Genomic DNA, 20594 nt, shown 5'->3' on the forward strand with positions numbered 1-20594 from the left:
AGCATGCAGCCAAAAAACAATATTTTACATCTCCCTGTCTATCAGCCTGGCAAGCCGGTTGAAGATGTGAAGAGAGAGCTTGGGCTAACTGAAGTTACGAAGCTGGCTTCCAATGAAAATCCACATGGTTGTTCCGAGCAGGCTAAAGCGGCAATGTTGGAAGAAATAAACCAAACGAATATTTATCCTGATGGCGCCAGCATTGAGCTTGCAGCAGCACTTGCAAACCATCTTAACGTAAAGCCGGAGCAGCTGATTTTCGGCACAGGCTCCAGTGAAATTATTTTAATGCTGGCCCGCGCATTTCTTGTTGCCGGCGACGAAACGATTATGGCGGACGAGACCTTCCCGCAGTATAAGCATAACGCCGAAATTGAGAACGCTCGCATCATCGAGGTGCCGCTGAAGGAGGGCAAGCATGATCTTCCTGCTATGCTGGCGAAGGTAACAGAGCGTACGAAAATCATCTGGATTTGCAACCCGAACAACCCGACTGGCACGATTGTGACGAAGGATGAGCTGACTTCCTTTTTACAGCAGGTACCGAGCCATGTGCTCGTTGTGCTGGATGAGGCGTATTGCGAGCTAGTAACAGATCCTGCTTTCCCGAACGGCATTGAACTGCTAAGCAGCTACCGGAATCTGATCGTATTGCGCACGTTCTCGAAGGTGTATGGCTTGGCAGCGCTGCGTATCGGCTATGGCGTTGGCGACGCGGACGTGCTTCGCTTCATTAATCAGGTGCGGGAGCCGTTTAATACGTCAAGAATCGCACAGGCAGCGGCGAAGGCGGCCGTGTCCGATCAAGCTTTTATTCAGCATGTTGTGCAGCAAAATGCAGCGGGCATCGCTTATTTTGCTGCGCAGTTTGACCGGCTTGGCCTTGCTTATTATCCGGCGCATGGCAATTTTATTATGGTCGATGTCAAGCGTCCTTCTCCGGAAGTATTTGATGCGCTGCTGCGCAAAGGCTTTATTATTCGTTCCCGTTGGACGTATTACCCGACCTATATTCGGGTCAGCGTAGGCACAAAGCAGCAAAATGAGCAGTTTATAGCTGCTTTGGAGCAGGTTTTGCAGGAAGTGGCGGTGCAGTCATAAGGTTATGGTGAAAATAGCGATTTTTGGCGTAGGATTAATTGGCGGATCGCTTGCCCTTTGTTTTAAGGGGAAGCCGGACGTAACGGTTGTCGGTTATTCAAACCGGGCGTCCTCCGCAGAGAAATATGTCAATCGTGGCGTCGTAGATTCAGCAACGACGTCTGTTCGGGAGGCGGCTGTTGACGCTGATTTTATATTCCTCTGCGTGCCTGTAGGCAAGCTGGAGGAGTATGTAGATGAGCTGAGCCAGCTGCCGCTGAAGCCGGGCTGTATTGTGACGGATGTCGGCAGCACGAAAGCTTCCGTTGCTTTATGCGGACGCAGGCTGGAAAGCCAGCCGGGCGTTTCGTTTATCGGCGGCCATCCGATGGCGGGATCGGAGCGCTCGGGTGTTGAAGCGGCATCGACCCATTTGTTCGAAAATGCGTTTTACGTCCTCACGCCCGACGCGTCGACGCCGCAGGGACAGCTGGACAAGCTCATTGAACTGCTTGCGCTGACGAAAGCGCACATTGTCAGTGTGGACGCGAAGTCGCATGATGAAATCGTGGGCGCGATCAGCCATCTGCCGCATATGATTGCAGTTGCACTGGTCAACCAGATTCGCGGCTACAATGAGCAGGATCAGCTGTATGCTTCGCTTGCAGCAGGGGGGTTCCGCGATATTACCCGTATCGCCTCAGGCGACCCGGTCGTATGGCGCGACATTTTGGTTAATAATAAAGGCGTGCTGCTAAAGCTGCTGAAAGATTGGAATGCAGAAATCGCAACATTCGCGGACCTGCTGGAGCGGGAAGATGGCGAAGGCATAGAGGAAGCGTTCCGTACAGCGGGCGAATTCCGCAGCAAGCTGCCTGAGCGCCGCAAGGGCATGCTGCATTCGATTTATGATTGTTATGTAGACGTACCCGATCATCCCGGCATTATTGGTAAAATCGCCAGCGACCTTGGCAAGGAGCGCATCAATTTGAGCAACATCCATATTATCGAGAGCAGGGAGGATGTTCCGGGCGTTCTGAGGCTGTCCTTCCGCACGCAGGAGGATTTGGATCAGGCTCAGCTTGTGCTTGCGGATGCCGGCTTCGCGGTTCATCAGTAACATATAGCAATGCCCCGAGCAGCTTTTGAGCTGCTGCGGGGCTTTTTGATTTAGGGACATTAGTTCAACTTGTATAGCTAAGGAAATAAATACAGAAACAATGTATATTCAAACTAAGCAAGGGCAAAAAAAAGACCGCCATAGAGGCGGTCCATGTTCATTCTCAGAACATAAGTTTTGGATAGGAGTGGAGAGAAACCATACTGTACTTTTATTATATGTATACGCTTCCAATATGTCAATAAGCGTTTTCATTTTTTCGAAATTAAATTTGAGAGCGCTTAACCGCTTCCCAAGACGTAGCGTTTCTCGACAATCTGGGACCGCCTATATGGCGAAGTTTTTTTTTCTATTTCCAAAGTGCTTCATAAAAAGGCTGTCACCAGCAGCCATTACGAATGACAGCTGGTGACAGCCCCGAAGAGCGAACAAGATTATGCTAGTTTTTCAATGACAATTGATGCGCTCACGGTTGGTGTTCCGCCGCCGATAGCGTTTTGCAATACCAGATTGCCCATGTTATCAATACGATTTAAAGTCAATACGCCGCCAGCGGTTAATTGAGCAACGACTTGACCTTGGTAAGGATTGTTGCCTGCGCCTGTACCGTAGTTGCTGCAATCCACAAGTGTTGCTGGAGCTGGACCTGCACCGTCTGGATCGAAGAATAAACCAAATGCAGAGTTTCCAGGTGTTGGGAACACTTCCCAGCTAATGTTATAAAAGCCGTTTTCGTTAATGATAATATTGCTTGGTGGGGAGAAAGTAAGCGCAGTTGCGCTAATCACCATATCGTTAAAGGTCACTGCGCCGCCTTGCCCTCCTGGTGCCGCTGCTTGCGCAACATTTTGTGCTTCCGTGCTGCATAGGAAGGCGAAGGAAGATATGCCGCCAGCCGGCCCTTGAGGCCCTGTTGGTCCAGTTGGACCTGTTAGTCCAGTTAGTCCTGTGGCTCCAACCGGCCCTTGTGGGCCTGTTAGCCCTGTTAGTCCTGTGGCGCCAGCCGGCCCTTGTGGACCTGTTAGTCCTGTAGCTCCAGCTGGCCCTTGTGGACCTGTTAGCCCAGCAGTTCCTGCTGGCCCTTGTGGACCCGTCAGCCCTGTAGCACCAGCCGGCCCTTGTGGTCCTTGTGGGCCAGGTGTAGGGGTAACATTAACTTTAACTTTAGGGGCAGGACACGTTACTTTAACGATTTTTTTCTTTATAATAACATTCTTTTTTCGTTTAGGTTTACATACAGTAATGATTTTTTTATGACAGTTTTTCTTTTTCTTGTTTTTATTAATAATACAACTCAATGAATACACCTCCTAAGATTTGAGATATCATACGTTGGACTTGGAAATTTGGAAGGGTAAAAACCCAAGTTTTACTAGACTGATATCTATTTTTGTGCAAGAAGGGCGAATAACGATAGATGATAGCCCTTTTTTTAATAGAATGGATTGTCAAGGGGGTAATAATGGAGGCCTTGCTAACTGTATTAGGCGATTTGATAAACGAACGATTCGGATTTTTTATTATACGTACCGCAATTTTTTGCTTCCGGCTCGGTACAAATTAATGATAACAGGTCCGGGAAGATGAATTCGCAGGTGGGGGGGTGCCTGTCATGACTGATTCCCAATTAATAAGGGAAATTAAAGATGGCAACATTGCTTTATTGTAATGGGGTTTCCTTGATACTCGTCATCCCACTTGACAATATTGGGTTGTACCAAAATGTCACCAAAAAAGCTTGTTTGAGGAAAAAACACAGTGTTGTTATAGTACCGCTTTTTCAAAAGTAATATGTACCCTGAATGATGAAAGTAGCGCCTCATAAAAATAAAAAAGCGCCCTTGTCTTTGGTAGAACAGGGTTCGACTGAACACCATCAACCAAAGAAAGGAGCACCTTTAAGGGGAAACCTATAACAAAAAAAAGAATCGACCATCTTACCAGCATTAGTCCATATGGTGCAATCTTGCGTTTTATCAAAAGCTAGATTGACAACACGTTATATTATGCCTGCACATTAGTGATTAATAATAGATTATGTAATTCCCAAATGCTCACGCAATGTGCTTCCCGTATATTCGCTTCGGAACAAGCCTCTTTCAACCAACTCCGGCACCAGCTGTTCAAAAAATATTTCCATAGATTTTTCTGAACCGCCTGGAAGGGCTATAAATCCATCTATAGCTCCAGCCTCAAATCGTTCAATAATATCGTTTAGCACCGTTTCAACCGTTCCAACAGATACCCAATGGGCAGATCCTACAATCTCCGGCCTTGCGAGTACCTCTTCCACTGTAGGCTGATATTTTGTAATGTAACGGCGCAGCAGCTCAGCATGTGTCCGGCTGCGGACGGCCTGATTAGGATCGGGAAGCATCTCGGCAGTTACACGTTGCTCCAAAGGCAAATCGCTTAAATCAAGACCTAGCACCGATTTCAGAGAGGCATGTCTGCGTGCAATACTTAAATTCGCATGCGCAGTCTTATGCAATTCCAGCGCTTCTTCGTGTGTATCGGCTAGGAAAAAATATAAGCCTGGCAATACTCGGATGGCGTTCGGATCGCGACCATGCTCTGCGGCTCTTCTTCTCAGATCATTTCTTAATTCCACTCCTGATTCAACATCCGGCAGAGCCGCAAAAATAGCATTAGCTACAGAAGAGGCGAAATTCCGCCCAATATCGGAAGCGCCAGCTTGAAATAAAGGGATCGTTCCCGATTTATGAGAAGGTAAAGTAAGAGGACCTTTTACACTGAAAAATTCACTGGAATGATTAATGGCAGTCACTTTATCCTTATCAGAAAACATGCCGGACTTGCGGTCAATAACAATGGCTTCTTGCGGAAAGCTGTCCCATAGCTTGCGTACAACATCCGTAAACTCCACTGCCTTTGCATATCTTTCTTGTGGGGAAGGCATTGGGGAATCGCCAAAATTTTCTGCCCCTTCAATAGAAGTTACAATATTCCAGCCTGCGCGCCCATTGCTCAGCCAATGCAAAGACTGAAGCTGCCTGGCAACAACATATGGCGGATTAAAAGTCGTAGAAATGGTTGTAACGAGACCGATTCGCTCGGTTTCACGGGCAATGGCAGCAAACATCATAGTAGGGTCAGGACTGCCAAAACTAGCGGTATCGCCAATCATCTGCGGGCTGACATAAAGATAATCCGCCCTGAAAAGAAAATCGAGTTTTGACTTCTCCGCCATCTTTGCCCAATTAATGTAATAATCAATGGATCCCATTCTTTCTACTTTGCTATCTGGTTGCCGCCAGCCCTCGCCTTTCGTCCATGTTGCATTTAAGCATAATCCAATACATAATGGTCTATTTGCAGTCAATTCAACCAACCTTTCTTATAAAAAAAGAATGACTCCTAAAAAAGCACTCCGGTCTCACTTAGGCTCTTGAGGATGTTATTATAATAATGATTCTCATTATCGAATTTTAGTTTAGCAAGGATTTTAACAGATTCAAATACACAAATGACAAATTCAATATGCATAATTATCTAATTCATGCTTCATGCTTAATGATTTAGCTGCTATTTTTCTATATATTAATTTGATCTGGTTTTATAAAAAACAAAGCAATTAAGCAGCACACGCCAGCAATTGCTACAAAAATATAAAACAACCATTCGATGTGACGTAAAAGCATGGAAGCGACTAATGGTCCACAGGCAACGCCTATAAACCTTGTACTGCTGTAAAAAGAAGTGATAGTCCCACGTTGTTTTTTGTCTATTCCTTCCGTAATTAACGCATCTAAGCTGGGCAGAACAATACCGATGCCTAATCCGCTAATAAACATGAGAGATATTAGGAGAAATAAGCTCTTTGTATTGGCTAATCCACAAATCAGCATGGCTGAGGCGATAAATACAAATCCGACCACGGTAAACCATTTCATTTTCAATTTATTTTCTCCAATCCATTTCCCCGAGGCGAAAGAAGCGATGCAAATAGCGCTGAGCGGGATTGCCAGCAGTGCACCTTTCCAAATACCTTCTATATGATAGCTTTCCTCAAGAACGGATGATAAATAATAAAGAAAACCGAACATCATAAACATGGCACTTCCGCCGAGTGCAAATATGACATACAGCCATTTCCCATTTTCGGAGAAAATGCCTTTAAGGGAAGCAAGAAAATTTTTAAAATTTAGCTTTGTTTTATTTTGCTGTTTTGGTGCTTTAACGAGAAAAATAACGGCTACAATAGATACGGTTGAAATGAAGGGTATGACAGCCAAAGGTAGAAACCAAATAATTAGCGCCAATGCAGAACCTAGAATGGGACTTAAAACCTTGCCTAAAGTATTAGAGGTTTCAATAATGCCAAGTCCATTGCTAACCTCTTCCTCGCTTTTATACATATCGCCAACCAATGGCATAACGATCGGGAATGCGCCAGCGGCTCCAATCCCTTGAATGAGTCTGCCTGTTAAAATGAATGCGTAAACATGATCATGCAATAACCATGCTGCTAAACCTGAGATTAAACCACCGACAGCCGCAATACATAGCCCGATGACGATAATTCGTTTTCTTCCGAAACGATCGGAAAGATAACCGGCCAAAGGGATACATAAGATGGATATCGCAGCGTAAACTGTAATAATGAGGCTGGATTGGAGAGAAGAGATATGCAATTTTTTTTGAATAAGAGGAAGGATAGGAATGAGCATGGAATTCGCAAGCGTCATAATAAGCGGGATAGTCGCGAGAGCCGATAAATCCCATTTTTTTTTCTCATTCATATATATTCCTCACTTCACTAAAATTTAATAGTAATACAAGAGCAAAAACACCACCTTGCATGTAAGCGTGATAAGTGGAATTTTTTATATTAAGGGCTTATAGGCGGTGAAACATAAATATCATAACCTTGAGCTGCCGTCGTTATACGTTAATTTCGCCCTTTGAGCATGACCTGAAGGAGGATGAAGAATAGGCAAACGGGATAGTGGCTGAGCAGGATTAGTTGCCTGCTTAACCACTTTTCTTTTGTTCTATAGGATAAAAGGAGGGGGATTTATCAATAGCAAGCACCTTTTTCTAAAAAATTCCTCATTTATCCTTTTGTCGAATAAAGCAGGATTTTGATTATGCGGCGCGAATTTATGTTGTTAGACTAGCGATTCATAATTTTTATTATACATACCGCAACTTTTTGCTTCCGGCTTGGTACAATTTAATGATAACAGGGCCGGGAAGATGAATTCGCAGGTGGGGAGGTTCGCCTGTCATGACTGATTCCCAATTAATAAGGGAAATTAAAGATGGCAACATTGAGCTTTATTCAGAGCTAATGAGCCGTTATCAGCGCAAAATATTATCTTTTATTTTTCATATGCTCAAAAGCGCGAAGCTTGAGCTGCTGGCAGAGGATTTATGCTCGGAAACGTTTTATAAAGCCTATCGCAGCCTGCACTCGTTTCGTGAGGTGGATGCTTCTTTTTCCACGTGGCTTTATACGATTGCCCGCAATACCGTGCTTAGCGAGCTGCGCAAGCAGAAAGCTGCAAATTTGTCTCTAGATGAATCGGGTATTGTGCCTGTAACGGCCCCTGATGCAGGTCCGGAGCAGCTCGTGCTTCGAAATGAGCGAATGGCGATGGTTCGCGAAGCTATTAATAATTTGCCTGAAAAACAACGGTCCGCACTTATCCTTAGAGAATATGACCAAATGGACTACCAGGAAATTGCCAGCATTTTAGGGCAGACGGTCAGTTCTGTGAAATCCTTGTTATTCAGAGCCAGAGCCAGTGTGAAGGTGCAATTGGAGCCTTATTTTGGCGAAGCTCTCGGAGTGGAAGAATTTGAAGGGATGAAAACGCGATGAAATGCGAAGACGTTCAACACAAACTCCATATTTGCTGGGAGCTGCCGGAGGAAGATCCGCAGCGGCAGGAGATAGAGGCCCATCTGCTTGATTGTGAGCATTGCATGGAGCAGCTCCGTTTGTGGGAAGAGAGCGAGGAGCTGATTCGCTGCATTGCCGAGGATGATTCTGTACAATTGCCGCCAATGGATCATGTGACGCGCGGAGTCATGGATCGCATTTATGCAGAGGATTCCTGGCTTATGCCGGTTACACACAAAAGCTATCAGTTTTCTCCTTCCTTTCGTCGCAATGTGGCCCTTATTGTGGCAGGCTGCATGGCGATGTTCGTTTGTGCGCTCGTATTTTTCGTCGTGGGCAACGAAACGAGTACAAGTCCGGATCAATTGGCCCAGTTGACTGGTTTTATGGACACAGCTAATGCTTCTGGCAGCGGGCTCGTCATTAGCGCTGAATATGAAGTGCCGGTTGCGAGCATCAGCGATCCTTTCGTGCTTAAGGTCGTTCCGGCTTTTCCACAGTATTGGGTAGCGCTGTCGCTGCTTGGCATGGTCATGACGCTGCTTATGCTGAATTGGTTATCAAGAACACGCAGCTAATGCGAAGGGCTCCTTGACAGGAGCCCTTGTTTTGCGTTACGTTGCGGTAATAGATTGCAACTAAGCTGGGGAGGCTGGCGGGATGATAATAGGTCTGGTACGTCACGGCAATACGGATTGGAATAAGCTTGGGAAAATACAAGGGCAGACCGATATTCCCTTGAATGAGCGGGGAGTCGCGCAAGCTGCTGCGCTCGCTAACCGTCTAAGCGAAGATCAGAAGCTGTGGGATGCTGTCATTTCCAGTGATTTGCAGCGTGCCCGTGAGACAGCCCGAATTGTCGCGGATAAGCTGGGTATTCCGCTGCTTGCGCCGGATGAGCGGCTGCGTGAACGTTTTTATGGCGACATAGAAGGAACGACGGAGCAGGAGCGAATAGCACGCTGGGGTGAGCAATGGCGCCAAGCTGAAGTTGGACAGGAGTCTGACGAGACTGTGCGCGGGCGTGGGCGTTCTTTTGTAGAGGAATGGCGGCGAGGCAATCCCCAGGGGCGCTTGCTTGTCGTCACGCATGGGAGCTTTCTTGCCCAGCTGCTGGACGAGCTCTGCTCGGGACTTGATAAGCAGTTTCTCGATAATATGTCCTACTCGATTCTCCAATTCAACGAAAATGAATGGGAATCCTTGTTGTACAATTGCAGCCGGCATTTGCAACAACTTGATCAAGTCGGCGTTTAAAATAAGCGTGAAAGCTGCTTTAACAATTGCAGGGGCAGCTGGATTCAATTGATGGCAGCGCCATTTCTCCTACTGGAGGAATGGCGTTTTTTTATGGTTGCTGTTAGAGGTGCTTTTTCCGAAAAAGAAGCATAAAAACTATTTTTTCTGGAACTGCGGTTATAAAATCTGAGTTTCTTCCCATAATGGTAATAAAAAAAGGCTGCTCTACAATCATGAGTGCAAGCAAACTGTTCATTAAAGCAGCAGTTAAGCGCGAAGGAGGAGAGACTATGAATTTATCGGATATGCTCGGCTGCGCAGATATCGGGCAGCTCAGCCGCATTGCCTCCGTCTATCAATGCGAGTGCAATAGCAACTCCAAAAATGAATTGATTCAGTCGATTCTTGGCGCAGTAAGCAGAAATGATGTTTTCGAGCAACAGATCAGCAGCATGGCAATTGAGGATTTGCGTTTTTTAAACTCGCTGCTGTTCGAGACGAGAGACGCTTTTAGTCTGGAGGAGCTTCTGGCTCGTGCGCAGCAGAGCAAGTTCAGCAGCCCGGAGACGGCGAGCGTTGCCCAGAAGGAAGCGAAGGTGCAGCAGCAGGTTTCTGGAGAGAAAGCTTCTTCTATTCAGAAGCCGGCCAAAGCAACACAACCGAAGCGCCGTTCTAAGAAAACGCCTGTCATGAAGGAGAGCAGCCCCCGGGATACAATCGTCAAATTCAAGCATCAGGGCTGGCTGTTTAACGGCTTCACTGGGCCGAACCGTTATTTGTTTCAGGTGCCAGAGGATTTGAAGCAGCGGTTTCGTGAAACGTTGAAGCGCAAATTTGCAGCACAGCTTGTGTATACAGACGAGCCTCATGTGTATCGTGATGAGCAGGAGCTGCTGCAAGCCGATATTCGTCAATTGCTGCATTACATCCATCACAACGAAGTGACGATGGCGGCTGACGGCTCCTTATACAAGCGCTTCAGCTTGCAACTGCTTGATATGTTTTCGATCAAGGAGGAGCTGCCGGGCAAGGGGGAATGGCGATTCGGCTACGGCAAATATTTTCACCATTATCCGAATCGAATGTCGCTGCTGTATGACTACTGTGTGCAAATGAACTATTTTCTAGAGGAGCCTCTGGGCCTCAGGCTTACGCCAGGTGGGCAGGAAAGGCTGCTTAGCGCTCCGGCAAATGAATTGCAGCAGCTGTACAAATGCTGGCTTAAGCAGTATAAAGGGCCCATTCCGAACATTTTAGCGCTCGTACAATGGATTGGCGGACTGTCGGATCAGTGGGTAACGGCACAATCGCTCAGCCAAGTGCTCGTCCCGCTCATTAAACCTTTCTATTATGATGATGCGGAGCGGATTTTTCAGCACAGATTGCTTGGCATGCTCGTCCATCTTGGTTTAATACGCCTGGGAGAGCATGAGCAACACGGTATGGTCATCAAAACGACGAAAGCGGGCAAAGCGGTAATGCTAGGCATCAGTCTGGAAGAGCAGAACCGATTGTTCATGTATTGACAATGGCTGCGGCAGTTGATAGAATCACCCCACGTTAATGTAAAGGAATGGATGCATAGCAACTGAATGCTGATTTCCAGTGCAAATGAGAGGGGAATTTACGAGATGCTGCTGCCTTATTTGGGAGTAAGACCAACGATTCATTCCAGTGTTTATATCGGGGAAGGAGCGAAGCTGATTGGTGATGTAACAATCGGCCACAGCAGCACGGTATGGTTTAACGCTGTGCTTCGCGGAGATTTGGCTCCGATACACATTGGACATAGCTGCAACATACAAGATGGAGTTGTCGGTCATGTGAATACGAACCAGCCGCTCATTTTGGAAGATGAAGTTTCCATTGGGCACGCGGCTATTATCCATGGCTGTACGATAGGCAAAGGCACATTAATTGGAATGGGGGCAATCGTACTTAACGGCGCGCAGCTTGGTGAATATGCTTTAGTAGGAGCCGGTTCGATTGTTACGGAGAATAAGAAGATACCACCCTATACGCTTTCTCTTGGTTCACCTGCTAAAGTCGTTAGAGAGCTTACAGAGGACGATTTGCTGCGAATGAAACGAACGATGGAAAGCTACGTGAAGAAAGGCGAAGAATATAGGATCTCTTAACGCCGGTGTGGAGGTGTATCCTATGGATAAAATGAAAGTAACGTATGAAGCGATGCTGTCGCTTGCAGCAGAAATGGCCTTGGATGAAGCGGTGCGAAAATTCCGTGCGGAACGTATTTACCGCGAAATTGACCAGTCGCTTGCGGCTGGCGATGAGGATACGTTTTATCGCTTAGCTAAAGAATTGAACGAAATGAAGTGAAGGCATAACGTGGAAAGCAAGGAGAAGGGTTAAATAAGCTTCCATCACAGGCTCTGGCGAGAAAACTCGCGAGCTGAGGTAGAAGCTTATTTTGCTGCGCATCAAGCAAAATAAGCAGGCAGATGGAGAAGACCCATTGGCAAAAGGACAATAAACCGTTAACATAGACAAAGGTTTGATCTATAAAAAGGAAGCTAGCTAGCTTTCGCAAGCTGCGATAAGCCAGCTGAAGCTGCAAGCGGAAGGAGTCCTTAGCAATGAAATTTAGCGATGTGCAAGAAGAGCAGTGGGAAGAGCTGCGTCCTTATTTGGACACTTGCATGCTGCCTGTGACAGGCATGAACGGCGAAGAGCAGCCTTATGAGGCGACCGCTGCCCTGGAGCGTCTGCGTGATGTAATGGATCTGATAGAAATACCTTTTAAAGGGCGAGTCGTCACTTATCCGGCGCTTCATTATGTAGGGGCCCATGCGGCTGTTGATATGATTAATGATGTATGCGCTTCACTTAGAGCATCGGGATTCCGATATATAATTGTAGCGACCGCATCCGGCAAGCTGGATTTGGCCCATATTCAGGCCGATTTGCTGCTGGAACCGGATCAAGCCGGCGAGCTGCCTTCTGGTGCCGACGTGAAGGAGCGCGTTTCGCTTATGTGGAATCCAAAGGAGCCATCCTGATTTTTCAATTTTGCATAATCGGGAAGTTTTTTGGGGAAAACAAATGCCATGCAAGGTTAAATGTGACAAATTAATTACAAATTAAAAATCAACATTTTATTAGGCAGACAATCATCAGCCATATTCTTGACGCTCCTAAGCACCTAGGCTATTATAAGTATGTCCTAGTTCGTCATGTGTTTTGCCATGGGCTAAAACACAAGAAATGGTTGGCAAAGGGGGTAGAACAGAAGATGAGTAACCACGAACATCAAGAATCGGCACATAAGCCGCTTCAACGCAAAGAGATGTCAAGACGGCAGTTTTTGTCGTATACGCTCGGTGGAACAACCGCATTTATGATGGGCGGAGCCGTGCTTCCAATGGTGCGTTTTGCGGTAGACCCATTATTAGAGAAAAAAACCGAGGGCACCTTTGTTAAAGTAGTAGAAGAGAGCAAAATTACGACAGATCCGCAAGAGTTTAAGTTCCAAATTCACCAAGTTGATGGATGGTACGTCAGCGATCCTGAGTTGTCTGCTTGGGTGTCCAAAGACGCAAACAACAAAATTTTTGCGCTTTCACCGATCTGCAAACATCTGGGCTGTACAATTGCTTGGAATGCGAAAGGTAAAGACGAGTATGACTGCCCGTGTCACGACGCACGTTATACGAAAGACGGCAAGAACCTTGCAGTTGCTCCAAATCCATTGGATGAATACGAAGTGAAGCTTGAGAATGGATTTGTTTACTTGGGTCCAGTTAAGCCAAATTCACGGGTAGGCTAAGGAGGCGAATGATCAGATGTTTAAAAGTGTATACAATTGGATTGATGAACGTCTTGACATTACGCCGTTGTGGAGGGATGTTGCGGATCACGAAGTACCGGAGCACGTTAACCCTGCACATCATTTCTCGGCATTTGTCTACTGCTTTGGCGGCTTGACGTTTTTTATTACCGTTATTCAAATTTTGTCTGGTATGTTTCTGACGATGTATTATGTTCCGGACATTTTGAATGCTTATGCAAGCGTTGACTATTTGAACCACAAGGTCGCATTCGGCGGCATCGTTCGCGGTATGCATCACTTTGGTGCGAGTCTCGTTATTGTTATGATGTTTTTACATACGCTGCGCGTGTTCTTCACCGGCTCTTATAAAGCGCCGCGCGAAATGAACTGGGTAGTGGGTATGCTTATTTTCTTCATTATGTTGGGCCTTGGTTTCACAGGCTACCTTCTTCCATGGGATAACAAAGCTTACTTCGCAACAAAGGTCGGCGTTCAAATCGCGGAATCCGTTCCGTACATCGGACCTTACATCGGGCAGTTCCTGTATGGCGGCGACATCGTAGGAGCTCAAACGTTAACTCGCTTCTTCGCGATTCACGTTTTCTTCCTGCCAGGTGCGCTTCTTGCTATGCTGGCAGCTCACTTCCTGATGATTCGGAAACAAGGTATTTCGGGACCACTTTAAGCGAAGGGAGGACTTTATGATGGCACATGGTCACAAATCAGACGAAAAGGTTGTATTCGTCGGAGATTCGCGGGTGAAGAAAAACAACCATCCGAATATTCCGCCGGACTACACGTCTTTTCCAGGAAAGTCAGAAGCGTTTATTCCTAACTTCCTGCTGAAAGAGTGGATGGTTGGCTGCGTCGTACTCGTCGGGTTTCTCGTATGGACGATTGCAGAGCCGGCTCCGCTAGGCTATCCGGCAGATCCGACAAACGCATCGTTTATTCCGATGCCGGACTGGTATTTCTTGTTCCTGTATCAATTTTTGAAATATCCATATGTATCACAGGATTACATTGTACTCGGTACAATGGGTATTCCTGGTGTCATGTTCGGCGGCTTGCTGCTTGCTCCTTTCCTCGATACAGGCAAAGAGCGCAGATTTTACCGTCGTCCGATTGCTTCCTCGCTAATGATTTTATCATTGATCGCCTGTGTGTATTTGACGGTTATATCTTGGGACCACTACCAGCACCAGCTGGAAATTACCAATACGATACCTGAGCATCACATTCGTGAAGAGAAAGCAAGAGAAGCAGCGGCTAAAGGTGAAGAGGCTCCTAGCACAACGAAGAAGCCTGAAACCGCATCTGTTGCAATTGTAGAAGCGGATGATCCAGCACACAAGCTGATGGAGCAATCCAAATGCTTGACCTGCCACGCAGCTGATATGAAAGGTAACCCACCGCAAATTCCTGCACTTCGGGGAATTGGCGATGTATTATCTAAAGAAGAGATTGTAGCGACCGTCACGAACGGCAACGGCAATATGCCTTCTTTCAAAGACAGCCTGAGCGCTGAGCAGATTGATCAAATTGCAACGTGGCTTTCCAAGCAGAAAGCTTCAACTGAATAACGAGTAACAGCAAGAACCTGATTGCTTTATTGCAATCAGGTTCTTTTCAAACTTATTAGGACAATGTACGGACGCTATAACAAGGCTAGGAATATAGGGGTTGAAAATAATGGGATTGTCATGGTTATGGAGCCGCATGCTGTGGATGAACCGTACGATATTGTGGCTGCTGTTTATCGTTAATTTTTTCGGGACCGTTTATGGTTACATATGGTATTGGAATCAATTGGTTTATACCTTTGAACGGTTTCCGTCTTGGCTGCTTGTATTTGTGCCGGACAGTCCGACAGCTAGTTTGTTTTTCACGCTTGCGCTGCTTTATTTGCTTTTCCCGCCGCCTGAATCGGCATCTAGATTCGTTCAGGTCACTAGAATGATTATAGAAGGTCTTGCGGTCGTAACGTCAGTGAAATACGGCTTGTGGGCGGTATCAATGATAGTGGCTACGGGAGCGCAAGGCGGAGAGCTGAATTGGCAGCATGGCATGCTTGTATTTTCCCATCTAGGTATGGCTGTAGAGGTGCTTCTGTATGCTCGCTTTATGAGAGCAGGATTCAAGGCCGTCGTCATAGGCACCGCCTGGCTGCTGCTGAATGACACGATTGATTATACGTTCGGCGTGTTCCCTTGGCTTGCTGATGAGCTGATGGACGATTTGCCGCAAGTCCGTTTGTTTACATATGGCTTAACCATCTTCAGCTTTATGGCCGGCTGGCTGGCGCTCCGAGCAAGAAAACAACTTTAAAAAAGCATAACGATGGACATCCCCTCATAAGCTGGATTATGGGGGGATGTCCATGAGAACGCGTATTGCAATACCCATTGTATTATGTATAGCGATGTTGCTAGGCTCCGTCTCTGCAACTTGGGCTTATGCTGGTGAACAGCCGCTTGGCGCGAGACAAGCGCAGGCTGCCGATGCTGAAGAGCTACTGCGTCGTTTCGAGGAAGCGGCTCATTCATTATATAAGGCTTCTTATGCAGATAACCGCCAGGCCGGCTATAAATATGTCCAGCAGCTGGAGCGCCTTGTGCCGCAGCTGGAAACAGGCATAGAAGGCCGCCCAGCTGGCTGGGCAAAGCTGCAGCAGAGCATCAGGGCTGTCTCCGATGAGCTTTTGAGCAAAAAGCAGTCCGTAGCGTGGATGGAGGCATCTGCCCGGATTCATCTAACAGCGGATGCGATGCTTAGGCCGGCTAGCGGTTTATGGATGCAATATGAACGGGTTATGCTCGAAGATGTAAGCCGTGTGAGGAAAGCGTGGAAGCGCCCTTATGAGGAAAGGGCGAATGCTGCAAGAGCGGCGATGGACAACTTAAGCGCGCATTTGGCGCTCGTTGAGGGTCCCGCCTTTATGCTGCGTCCGGAAGGACGGGCAGCAGAGCTGCAAGAGCGGATACGCTACACAAACGTGCTGTTATCCGCTGGGCCTAAGGATCAAGCGCAAGCGGGTCGAGTAGACGAGGCGCTGACGCAGCTTGGAGCGGCGGTAAGCAGATTGTTTACGGACAAGCCGCAAGCTGTTGTGGAGGAGCCCGCGCTCGCGCCTCCCGCATCGGCTAATCCGGTAAGCTGGACGCTGCTGCTTGGCGCTATTATTATGGCTGTGCTTGCTTATAAGAGCTGGCGTAAATACAAGCAGCAGCCTTACGGCATAAAGCCGCTCCCATGATGGGAGCGGCTTTTATTCCTCGTTAAATCCTTCGCCTAGCACATCGTGGACATCATTAATGATGACGAAAGCACGAGGATCTACGCTGCGTACGATTGCTTTGAGGCGGCGCAGCTCCTGCCGCTGGACGACGCAATAAACGATTTCCTTTTGCTGGCCGGAGAAAGCACCTTTTGCCGGCATCAGCGTCACGCCGCGTTCCATCTCAATCGTAATGCGCTGCGCCATCGGCGTGCCTTTGTCTGTAATAATGGAGAAGGATTTGGCAGCATAGGCACCGTCTTGAATGAAATCAATAAGCTTGGCGGAAACGAATACCGTTACGAGCGTATACAGCACTTTTTCGATAGGAATAAAAAAGAGCGAGCCTCCGATAATGACAATATCGAGTATAAGAATAATTTGCCCCATGCTCAGCGTTTTGCGACGTGATACGATTCGGGCTATAATATCCACGCCGCCAGTTGTCCCGCCGAAGCGAAAGACGATGCCAAGCCCTGCGCCGAGCGTAACGCCTGCATACAGAGCGGCAAGTATGTAATCGGTTGAAGTGTGGAAGGTAATGACCCAGCCTCTGGCAATAAGCTGCTCCATTACAGCAAGGAAGAAGGAGAGCGATACGATGCCAGCGAGCGTATAAAGCATCTCGGTACGGCCAAGCGTCTTCCAGCCAAGCAGAAACAGCGGAATGTTGAGGACAAGCGTCGTAATGGACAGCGGCCATCCGGCTGCATAATTGAGCAGAACCGCTATGCCGGTTACACCGCCCTCCATAAGCATGTTCGGAATAAGGAAATAGTGCAGCCCGAAAGCATATATGGCTGTGCCTAGCAGAATAGGCAAAATAATTTGCAATTGTTTAGTCACTTTTCGAAGCATCATTAGCATTCCCCTTTTTTTAAATATAAGCATATAAGTTTTCCTTTTATATCGGGCTTATATTTCAGCGCAAAACGAAGTTTTGCCGGCCAAGGGCGGCGATTGTCGTTTACGCTTGAATGATAAGCATAAAGAAGCCATTATTTCACTTATTCGCTTCGGTGTCCACTGCTTGCGATTAATCTTATACTTGGGATGGCCGGAAAACGCCGATGTTGATCGGAAGGCGGTTTCCATTCTGTAGTATAGCGCAATTTTCATCGTTCAAAAACATTGTTTTCATCGTCTCTTTGCGTTAACATATGAATTATTGACAACAATAAGTTTTAGGCTTGTTTTCCAACTGCTATAGATGGGGAAAACGCTAGTCTTGAAAGAAGGGAATTTCACGTATGTCTCAAAAAACGTTGGCACATATCCAGCAAGAAGTGGATGATTATATTTCTCAATTTAAAGAAGGCTACTTCAGTCCGCTGGCGCTGATGGCAAGAATGAGCGAGGAAGTCGGCGAGCTTGCGCGTGAAGTGAACCATTCCTACGGCGAGAAGCGCAAGAAGGCGGATGAAGCTGACAACTCCATCGAGATGGAGCTAGGCGATATTTTATTTCTATTATCCTGCTTCGCCAATTCGCTCGATATTGATTTAACGGAAGCACATAATAAAGTAATGGACAAATTCAATACACGGGATAAAAACCGCTGGACTTTAAAAAACGCTGAACAGTAATACCGCATCTCACATATGCTGTACCATCAACCTGTGTACAAGGAGGATGGGCGGTAATGAACGGGGATGCTTGTATCAAAAAGGCGTATGCTTTCATTTTAACCAGCGATTTTGAACAGGCTATTGTCTGGTTTGAGCAAGCGATTGCCGCAGAGCCTGACAATGCCAGTTATTATCATAAGTGCGCTATTTCATGCGCGCGCAGCGGGAAATGGGCGAAAGCTTATGACCATGCCCGCCGTGCGCTTGAGCTGGCGAGGGATGAGCCGGAATATATTTATCATTTGCAGACGATTGAAGCGAGGCTGCAGCTCTCTGGCGCGCAGCAACAGCTGATACAAGAACCTCCGGCATTGGAAGAGGCGCTGTTGATGCTAAAGAAGGCGGTGGAGCTTGATCCGCTGTGCTTTGACGCTTTTTACTGGATCGCCATGACGTACGCTGAACTTGGGCAGCTAGATGAAGCTGCTGTCCATGCGCGAGAAGCGATTCGGCTTGACCCGGAGCATTCAGCTGCCAGAAGGCTGTTTGCTGATGTGAGCCGTCGGCGGCGCTTGATGCGCTACCGAATCAACGGACAACATAGACGAAGGAACAGGTGATGGATAAGTGGATACAATTAAAGTAGCAGTAATCGGAGCAGGCGGTCTTATGGGCCGTGAAGTGGTAAAAATGGTGCTGGAGGATGAGGCGCTGGAGCTTGTATCCGCCGTCGCGCCTTCAGCAGGCGCTGTAGATGCAGGAAGCTTTGCGAACAAGCCGAATACCGGCGTCATCGCTTGCAAGACGATTGAAGAGGCGCTCAGCAGTGCAAAGGCCGATGTTATGGTCGATTTTACGGCTCCGCATGCAGCCTATGAACATACAAAAACAGCGATAGAATTTGGGGTTCGTCCTATTATGGGAACGACAGGTTTTACCCCTGAGCAAATTGAAGAGCTTAACGGGCGTTGTATCGAGAAGCAGCTTGGCGGGCTCATCGCGCCTAATTTTTCGATTGGCGCTATTCTGATGATGAAATTTGCAGCACAGGCATCGAAATATATGCCGCATGTTGAAATTATTGAATATCATGGCGACCACAAGCTTGATGCTCCTTCAGGCACTTCGATCAAAACGGCAGAGCTCATTGCCGAGGCTCGTCAGGAGCTGCGCCAAGGCAATCCTAACGAGAAAGAAACGATTGAAGGAGCAAGAGGCGGTTACTACAATGGCTTCCGTATACATAGTGTGAGACTTCCGGGCGTATTTGCGCAGCAGGAAGTTGTATTTGGCGGTTATGGCCAATCGCTCAAAATTCGCCATGACTCCTATGACCGTGCGGGCTATATGCCAGGTGTTAATGTAGCGATCAAGAAAGTGATGGGGTACAGCGGCTTAATATACGGTTTCGAGCATTTAATGGATTAGTAGAAGGTTTGAACTAGACAGCGGAAGAGGGGCCTCACCTATGAAAATTGCATTCATCGCGCATGACCGAAAAAAAGAAGAAATCGTCAACTTTGTTATTGCCTATGAGCAGGTGTTTGTTGGCCACGAGCTCTATTCAACGGGTACAACTGGTACGAGAATTATGGAGCAAACGAATTTGAGCATTCACCGTTTCATGTCGGGACCGCTCGGCGGCGACCAGCAAATCGGCGCCCTTGTAGCCCAAAATGAAATGGATTTGATTATCTTTTTGCGTGATCCCCTAATGGCTCAGCCGCATGAGCCGGACATTATTGCGCTGCTTCGCCTTTGCGATGTGCAGGGCATTCCAGTTGCGACCAACGTGGCGACAGCCGAATTGCTCGTCAAGGCGCTGGAACGCGGCGATTTTGCCTGGAGAGAGCTTGTTCATAAGTACAAGCCTGAATTGCCGTTATGAGTGAGCGCTTAGATATTCTCGTATTTGGCGCTCATGCAGATGATGCTGAAATCGGAATGGGCGGCACCATTGCCAAGCATACGATGGCAGGCATGCTGGTTGGCATTTGTGATTTGACCGAAGCGGAAATGTCTTCGAATGGCACCGTAGAGCAGCGAAGGCGCGAAGCCGATGAAGCTGCTGCGGTGCTTGGTCTTTATTCACGGACCAATCTGCAGCTGCCGGATCGCGGCCTTGAGCTAACACGCAGCAATATCGACAGCATCGTGGCAGAAATCCGCCGCACCAGCCCGCGCATCGTATTTGCGCCGTATTGGGTTGATCGGCATCCCGATCATATTGCATGCAGCCAGCTGGTTGAGGAAGCTGTATTCAATGCCAAGCTGCGAAAATATATGCCGGAGCTGCCGCCTGTTCAGGTGCAGCAGCTCATTTATTACTACATAAATGACATGGAGCAGGTTTCGCTCGTCGTAGACGTTAGTGAGCAATACGAAACGAAGCGCCAATCGCTACTAGCTTACCGCTCGCAGTTTCAAGCGGTTTCCCAATCGGAAGACCGCGTTTCGACGCCGCTCACCGACCGCTATGTGGAACGAGTAGAAGCAAGGGATATGCTGCTCGGTCAGGCACGCTCCTGGCAGTATGCGGAAGGATTTGCTTTAAAGCGTCCGCATGAGGTGAAATTATTCTAGAAGGCCGGGCAACCGGTTTGGCAAGATATACAAACCATTAGGAATAGTATTGATTATAAAAGCTAGAG

At 47.4% G+C, this 20594-nt stretch carries 23 protein-coding genes; 19 read left to right on the plus strand and 4 right to left on the minus strand.

What is annotated here, in order from left to right; all coding sequences use genetic code 11:
* Positions 1-3 precede the first annotated feature (3 nt).
* Together hisC and AC50Y5_RS27100 are read left to right on the plus strand one after the other, a co-directional pair.
* Positions 4-1101, plus strand: coding sequence for a histidinol-phosphate transaminase (gene hisC, locus AC50Y5_RS27095; protein ID WP_056028768.1), 1098 nt, complete (start codon positions 4-6; stop codon positions 1099-1101).
* A 4-nt stretch (positions 1102-1105) separates the two neighbouring features.
* Positions 1106-2200, plus strand: a complete 1095-nt coding sequence (locus AC50Y5_RS27100; protein WP_056028766.1) for a prephenate dehydrogenase — start codon at positions 1106-1108, stop codon at positions 2198-2200.
* A gap of 434 nt (positions 2201-2634) precedes the next feature.
* Here the strand turns inward: AC50Y5_RS27100 and AC50Y5_RS27105 are convergent, their stop codons facing one another.
* The 3 genes from AC50Y5_RS27105 to AC50Y5_RS27115 all read right to left on the minus strand — a co-directional run bounded on the left by AC50Y5_RS27105 (position 2635) and on the right by AC50Y5_RS27115 (position 6963).
* Positions 2635-3498: a collagen-like domain-containing protein gene (locus AC50Y5_RS27105; protein WP_200931576.1), complete on the minus strand. Its 864-nt coding sequence runs from the start codon at positions 3496-3498 to the stop codon at positions 2635-2637.
* Positions 3499-4235: 737 nt separating this feature from the next.
* A complete protein-coding gene (locus AC50Y5_RS27110; protein ID WP_494864353.1) occupies positions 4236-5543 on the minus strand; it encodes an NtaA/DmoA family FMN-dependent monooxygenase in 1308 nt (435 codons plus the stop codon).
* A gap of 211 nt (positions 5544-5754) precedes the next feature.
* On the minus strand, positions 5755-6963 hold the full coding sequence (locus AC50Y5_RS27115) for an MFS transporter (RefSeq protein WP_494864355.1): 1209 nt from the start codon (positions 6961-6963) through the stop codon (positions 5755-5757).
* 488 nt (positions 6964-7451) lie between these two features.
* On the opposite strand from AC50Y5_RS27115, the gene AC50Y5_RS27120 reads away from it, so the two are divergent.
* The 12 genes from AC50Y5_RS27120 (at position 7452) to AC50Y5_RS27175 (ending at position 16354) form a co-directional block, all read left to right on the plus strand.
* Positions 7452-8048 carry an RNA polymerase sigma factor gene (locus AC50Y5_RS27120; protein ID WP_056028760.1) on the plus strand — a complete coding sequence of 199 codons (597 nt, stop codon included), beginning with the start codon at positions 7452-7454 and terminating at the stop codon, positions 8046-8048.
* Positions 8045-8647: an anti-sigma factor gene (locus AC50Y5_RS27125; protein WP_056028758.1), complete on the plus strand. Its 603-nt coding sequence runs from the start codon at positions 8045-8047 to the stop codon at positions 8645-8647. Before AC50Y5_RS27120 ends, AC50Y5_RS27125 begins: the two co-directional genes overlap by 4 nt.
* A gap of 82 nt (positions 8648-8729) precedes the next feature.
* The gene (locus tag AC50Y5_RS27130) at positions 8730-9326 is read left to right on the plus strand and encodes a histidine phosphatase family protein (protein ID WP_056028757.1); all 597 of its coding nucleotides are present in this window, start codon (positions 8730-8732) and stop codon (positions 9324-9326) included.
* Between the two features lie 272 nt (positions 9327-9598).
* Entirely contained in the window at positions 9599-10834 is a 1236-nt protein-coding gene (locus tag AC50Y5_RS27135; protein WP_056028755.1) for a hypothetical protein, read from the plus strand.
* 105 nt (positions 10835-10939) lie between these two features.
* Complete coding sequence (locus tag AC50Y5_RS27140; RefSeq protein ID WP_056028753.1) at positions 10940-11446, plus strand: gamma carbonic anhydrase family protein; 507 nt, start codon at positions 10940-10942, stop codon at positions 11444-11446.
* A gap of 22 nt (positions 11447-11468) precedes the next feature.
* Positions 11469-11648 carry an IDEAL domain-containing protein gene (locus AC50Y5_RS27145; RefSeq protein WP_056028751.1) on the plus strand — a complete coding sequence of 60 codons (180 nt, stop codon included), beginning with the start codon at positions 11469-11471 and terminating at the stop codon, positions 11646-11648.
* A 257-nt stretch (positions 11649-11905) separates the two neighbouring features.
* Positions 11906-12328: a DUF2487 family protein gene (locus AC50Y5_RS27150; RefSeq protein WP_056028750.1), complete on the plus strand. Its 423-nt coding sequence runs from the start codon at positions 11906-11908 to the stop codon at positions 12326-12328.
* A 233-nt stretch (positions 12329-12561) separates the two neighbouring features.
* Positions 12562-13095, plus strand: a complete 534-nt coding sequence (locus tag AC50Y5_RS27155; RefSeq protein ID WP_056028748.1) for a Rieske (2Fe-2S) protein — start codon at positions 12562-12564, stop codon at positions 13093-13095.
* A gap of 16 nt (positions 13096-13111) precedes the next feature.
* The gene (gene qcrB, locus AC50Y5_RS27160; RefSeq protein WP_046232067.1) at positions 13112-13783 is read left to right on the plus strand and encodes a menaquinol-cytochrome c reductase cytochrome b subunit; all 672 of its coding nucleotides are present in this window, start codon (positions 13112-13114) and stop codon (positions 13781-13783) included.
* Positions 13784-13802: 19 nt separating this feature from the next.
* Complete coding sequence (locus tag AC50Y5_RS27165; RefSeq protein ID WP_056028744.1) at positions 13803-14681, plus strand: menaquinol-cytochrome c reductase cytochrome b/c subunit; 879 nt, start codon at positions 13803-13805, stop codon at positions 14679-14681.
* 109 nt (positions 14682-14790) lie between these two features.
* On the plus strand, positions 14791-15426 hold the full coding sequence (locus AC50Y5_RS27170; RefSeq protein ID WP_494864359.1) for a DUF1405 domain-containing protein: 636 nt from the start codon (positions 14791-14793) through the stop codon (positions 15424-15426).
* Between the two features lie 52 nt (positions 15427-15478).
* Positions 15479-16354 carry a sporulation protein YpjB gene (locus tag AC50Y5_RS27175; protein WP_056028738.1) on the plus strand — a complete coding sequence of 292 codons (876 nt, stop codon included), beginning with the start codon at positions 15479-15481 and terminating at the stop codon, positions 16352-16354.
* A 12-nt stretch (positions 16355-16366) separates the two neighbouring features.
* Here AC50Y5_RS27175 and AC50Y5_RS27180 read toward each other — a convergent pair whose 3' ends face one another.
* Entirely contained in the window at positions 16367-17236 is an 870-nt protein-coding gene (locus AC50Y5_RS27180; RefSeq protein WP_056032646.1) for a YitT family protein, read from the minus strand.
* A 389-nt stretch (positions 17237-17625) separates the two neighbouring features.
* Here AC50Y5_RS27180 and AC50Y5_RS27185 point away from each other — a divergent pair, with 389 nt between their 5' ends.
* From AC50Y5_RS27185 to bshB1, 5 genes are read left to right on the plus strand one after another with little or no spacing between them, the layout of a single operon-like run.
* Entirely contained in the window at positions 17626-17961 is a 336-nt protein-coding gene (locus tag AC50Y5_RS27185) for a nucleotide pyrophosphohydrolase (RefSeq protein ID WP_056028735.1), read from the plus strand.
* A 56-nt stretch (positions 17962-18017) separates the two neighbouring features.
* Complete coding sequence (locus tag AC50Y5_RS27190) at positions 18018-18563, plus strand: tetratricopeptide repeat protein (protein ID WP_056028733.1); 546 nt, start codon at positions 18018-18020, stop codon at positions 18561-18563.
* 49 nt (positions 18564-18612) lie between these two features.
* Positions 18613-19371: a 4-hydroxy-tetrahydrodipicolinate reductase gene (dapB, locus tag AC50Y5_RS27195; protein WP_056032644.1), complete on the plus strand. Its 759-nt coding sequence runs from the start codon at positions 18613-18615 to the stop codon at positions 19369-19371.
* A gap of 40 nt (positions 19372-19411) precedes the next feature.
* Entirely contained in the window at positions 19412-19831 is a 420-nt protein-coding gene (locus tag AC50Y5_RS27200) for a methylglyoxal synthase (RefSeq protein WP_056028730.1), read from the plus strand.
* Positions 19828-20526 carry a bacillithiol biosynthesis deacetylase BshB1 gene (gene bshB1 / locus AC50Y5_RS27205; protein WP_056028727.1) on the plus strand — a complete coding sequence of 233 codons (699 nt, stop codon included), beginning with the start codon at positions 19828-19830 and terminating at the stop codon, positions 20524-20526. The genes AC50Y5_RS27200 and bshB1 overlap by 4 nt, the downstream gene beginning before the upstream one ends.
* Positions 20527-20594: the final 68 nt, after the last annotated feature.

The sequence above is a fragment of the Paenibacillus sp. JT22N7 genome (genome assembly GCF_059383875.1).

Bases quoted from the DNA above. Each gene is read 5' to 3' on its own strand.
- AC50Y5_RS27175 (WP_056028738.1), top strand. From the start codon at position 15,479: ATGAGAACGCGTATTGCAATACCCATTGTATTATGTATAGCGATGTTG.
- AC50Y5_RS27120 (WP_056028760.1), top strand. From the start codon at position 7,452: ATGACTGATTCCCAATTAATAAGGGAAATTAAAGATGGCAACATTGAG.
- AC50Y5_RS27165 (WP_056028744.1), top strand. From the start codon at position 13,803: ATGGCACATGGTCACAAATCAGACGAAAAGGTTGTATTCGTCGGAGAT.
- AC50Y5_RS27135 (WP_056028755.1), top strand. From the start codon at position 9,599: ATGAATTTATCGGATATGCTCGGCTGCGCAGATATCGGGCAGCTCAGC.
- AC50Y5_RS27150 (WP_056028750.1), top strand. From the start codon at position 11,906: ATGAAATTTAGCGATGTGCAAGAAGAGCAGTGGGAAGAGCTGCGTCCT.
- AC50Y5_RS27180 (WP_056032646.1), bottom strand. From the start codon at position 17,236: ATGATGCTTCGAAAAGTGACTAAACAATTGCAAATTATTTTGCCTATT.
- AC50Y5_RS27155 (WP_056028748.1), top strand. From the start codon at position 12,562: ATGAGTAACCACGAACATCAAGAATCGGCACATAAGCCGCTTCAACGC.
- AC50Y5_RS27140 (WP_056028753.1), top strand. From the start codon at position 10,940: ATGCTGCTGCCTTATTTGGGAGTAAGACCAACGATTCATTCCAGTGTT.
- dapB (WP_056032644.1), top strand. From the start codon at position 18,613: ATGGGCCGTGAAGTGGTAAAAATGGTGCTGGAGGATGAGGCGCTGGAG.
- AC50Y5_RS27145 (WP_056028751.1), top strand. From the start codon at position 11,469: ATGGATAAAATGAAAGTAACGTATGAAGCGATGCTGTCGCTTGCAGCA.
- AC50Y5_RS27200 (WP_056028730.1), top strand. From the start codon at position 19,412: ATGAAAATTGCATTCATCGCGCATGACCGAAAAAAAGAAGAAATCGTC.
- AC50Y5_RS27190 (WP_056028733.1), top strand. From the start codon at position 18,018: ATGAACGGGGATGCTTGTATCAAAAAGGCGTATGCTTTCATTTTAACC.
- qcrB (WP_046232067.1), top strand. From the start codon at position 13,112: ATGTTTAAAAGTGTATACAATTGGATTGATGAACGTCTTGACATTACG.
- AC50Y5_RS27100 (WP_056028766.1), top strand. From the start codon at position 1,106: ATGGTGAAAATAGCGATTTTTGGCGTAGGATTAATTGGCGGATCGCTT.
- AC50Y5_RS27125 (WP_056028758.1), top strand. From the start codon at position 8,045: ATGAAATGCGAAGACGTTCAACACAAACTCCATATTTGCTGGGAGCTG.
- AC50Y5_RS27115 (WP_494864355.1), bottom strand. From the start codon at position 6,963: ATGAATGAGAAAAAAAAATGGGATTTATCGGCTCTCGCGACTATCCCG.
- hisC (WP_056028768.1), top strand. From the start codon at position 4: ATGCAGCCAAAAAACAATATTTTACATCTCCCTGTCTATCAGCCTGGC.
- bshB1 (WP_056028727.1), top strand. From the start codon at position 19,828: ATGAGTGAGCGCTTAGATATTCTCGTATTTGGCGCTCATGCAGATGAT.
- AC50Y5_RS27170 (WP_494864359.1), top strand. From the start codon at position 14,791: ATGGGATTGTCATGGTTATGGAGCCGCATGCTGTGGATGAACCGTACG.
- AC50Y5_RS27185 (WP_056028735.1), top strand. From the start codon at position 17,626: ATGTCTCAAAAAACGTTGGCACATATCCAGCAAGAAGTGGATGATTAT.
- AC50Y5_RS27130 (WP_056028757.1), top strand. From the start codon at position 8,730: ATGATAATAGGTCTGGTACGTCACGGCAATACGGATTGGAATAAGCTT.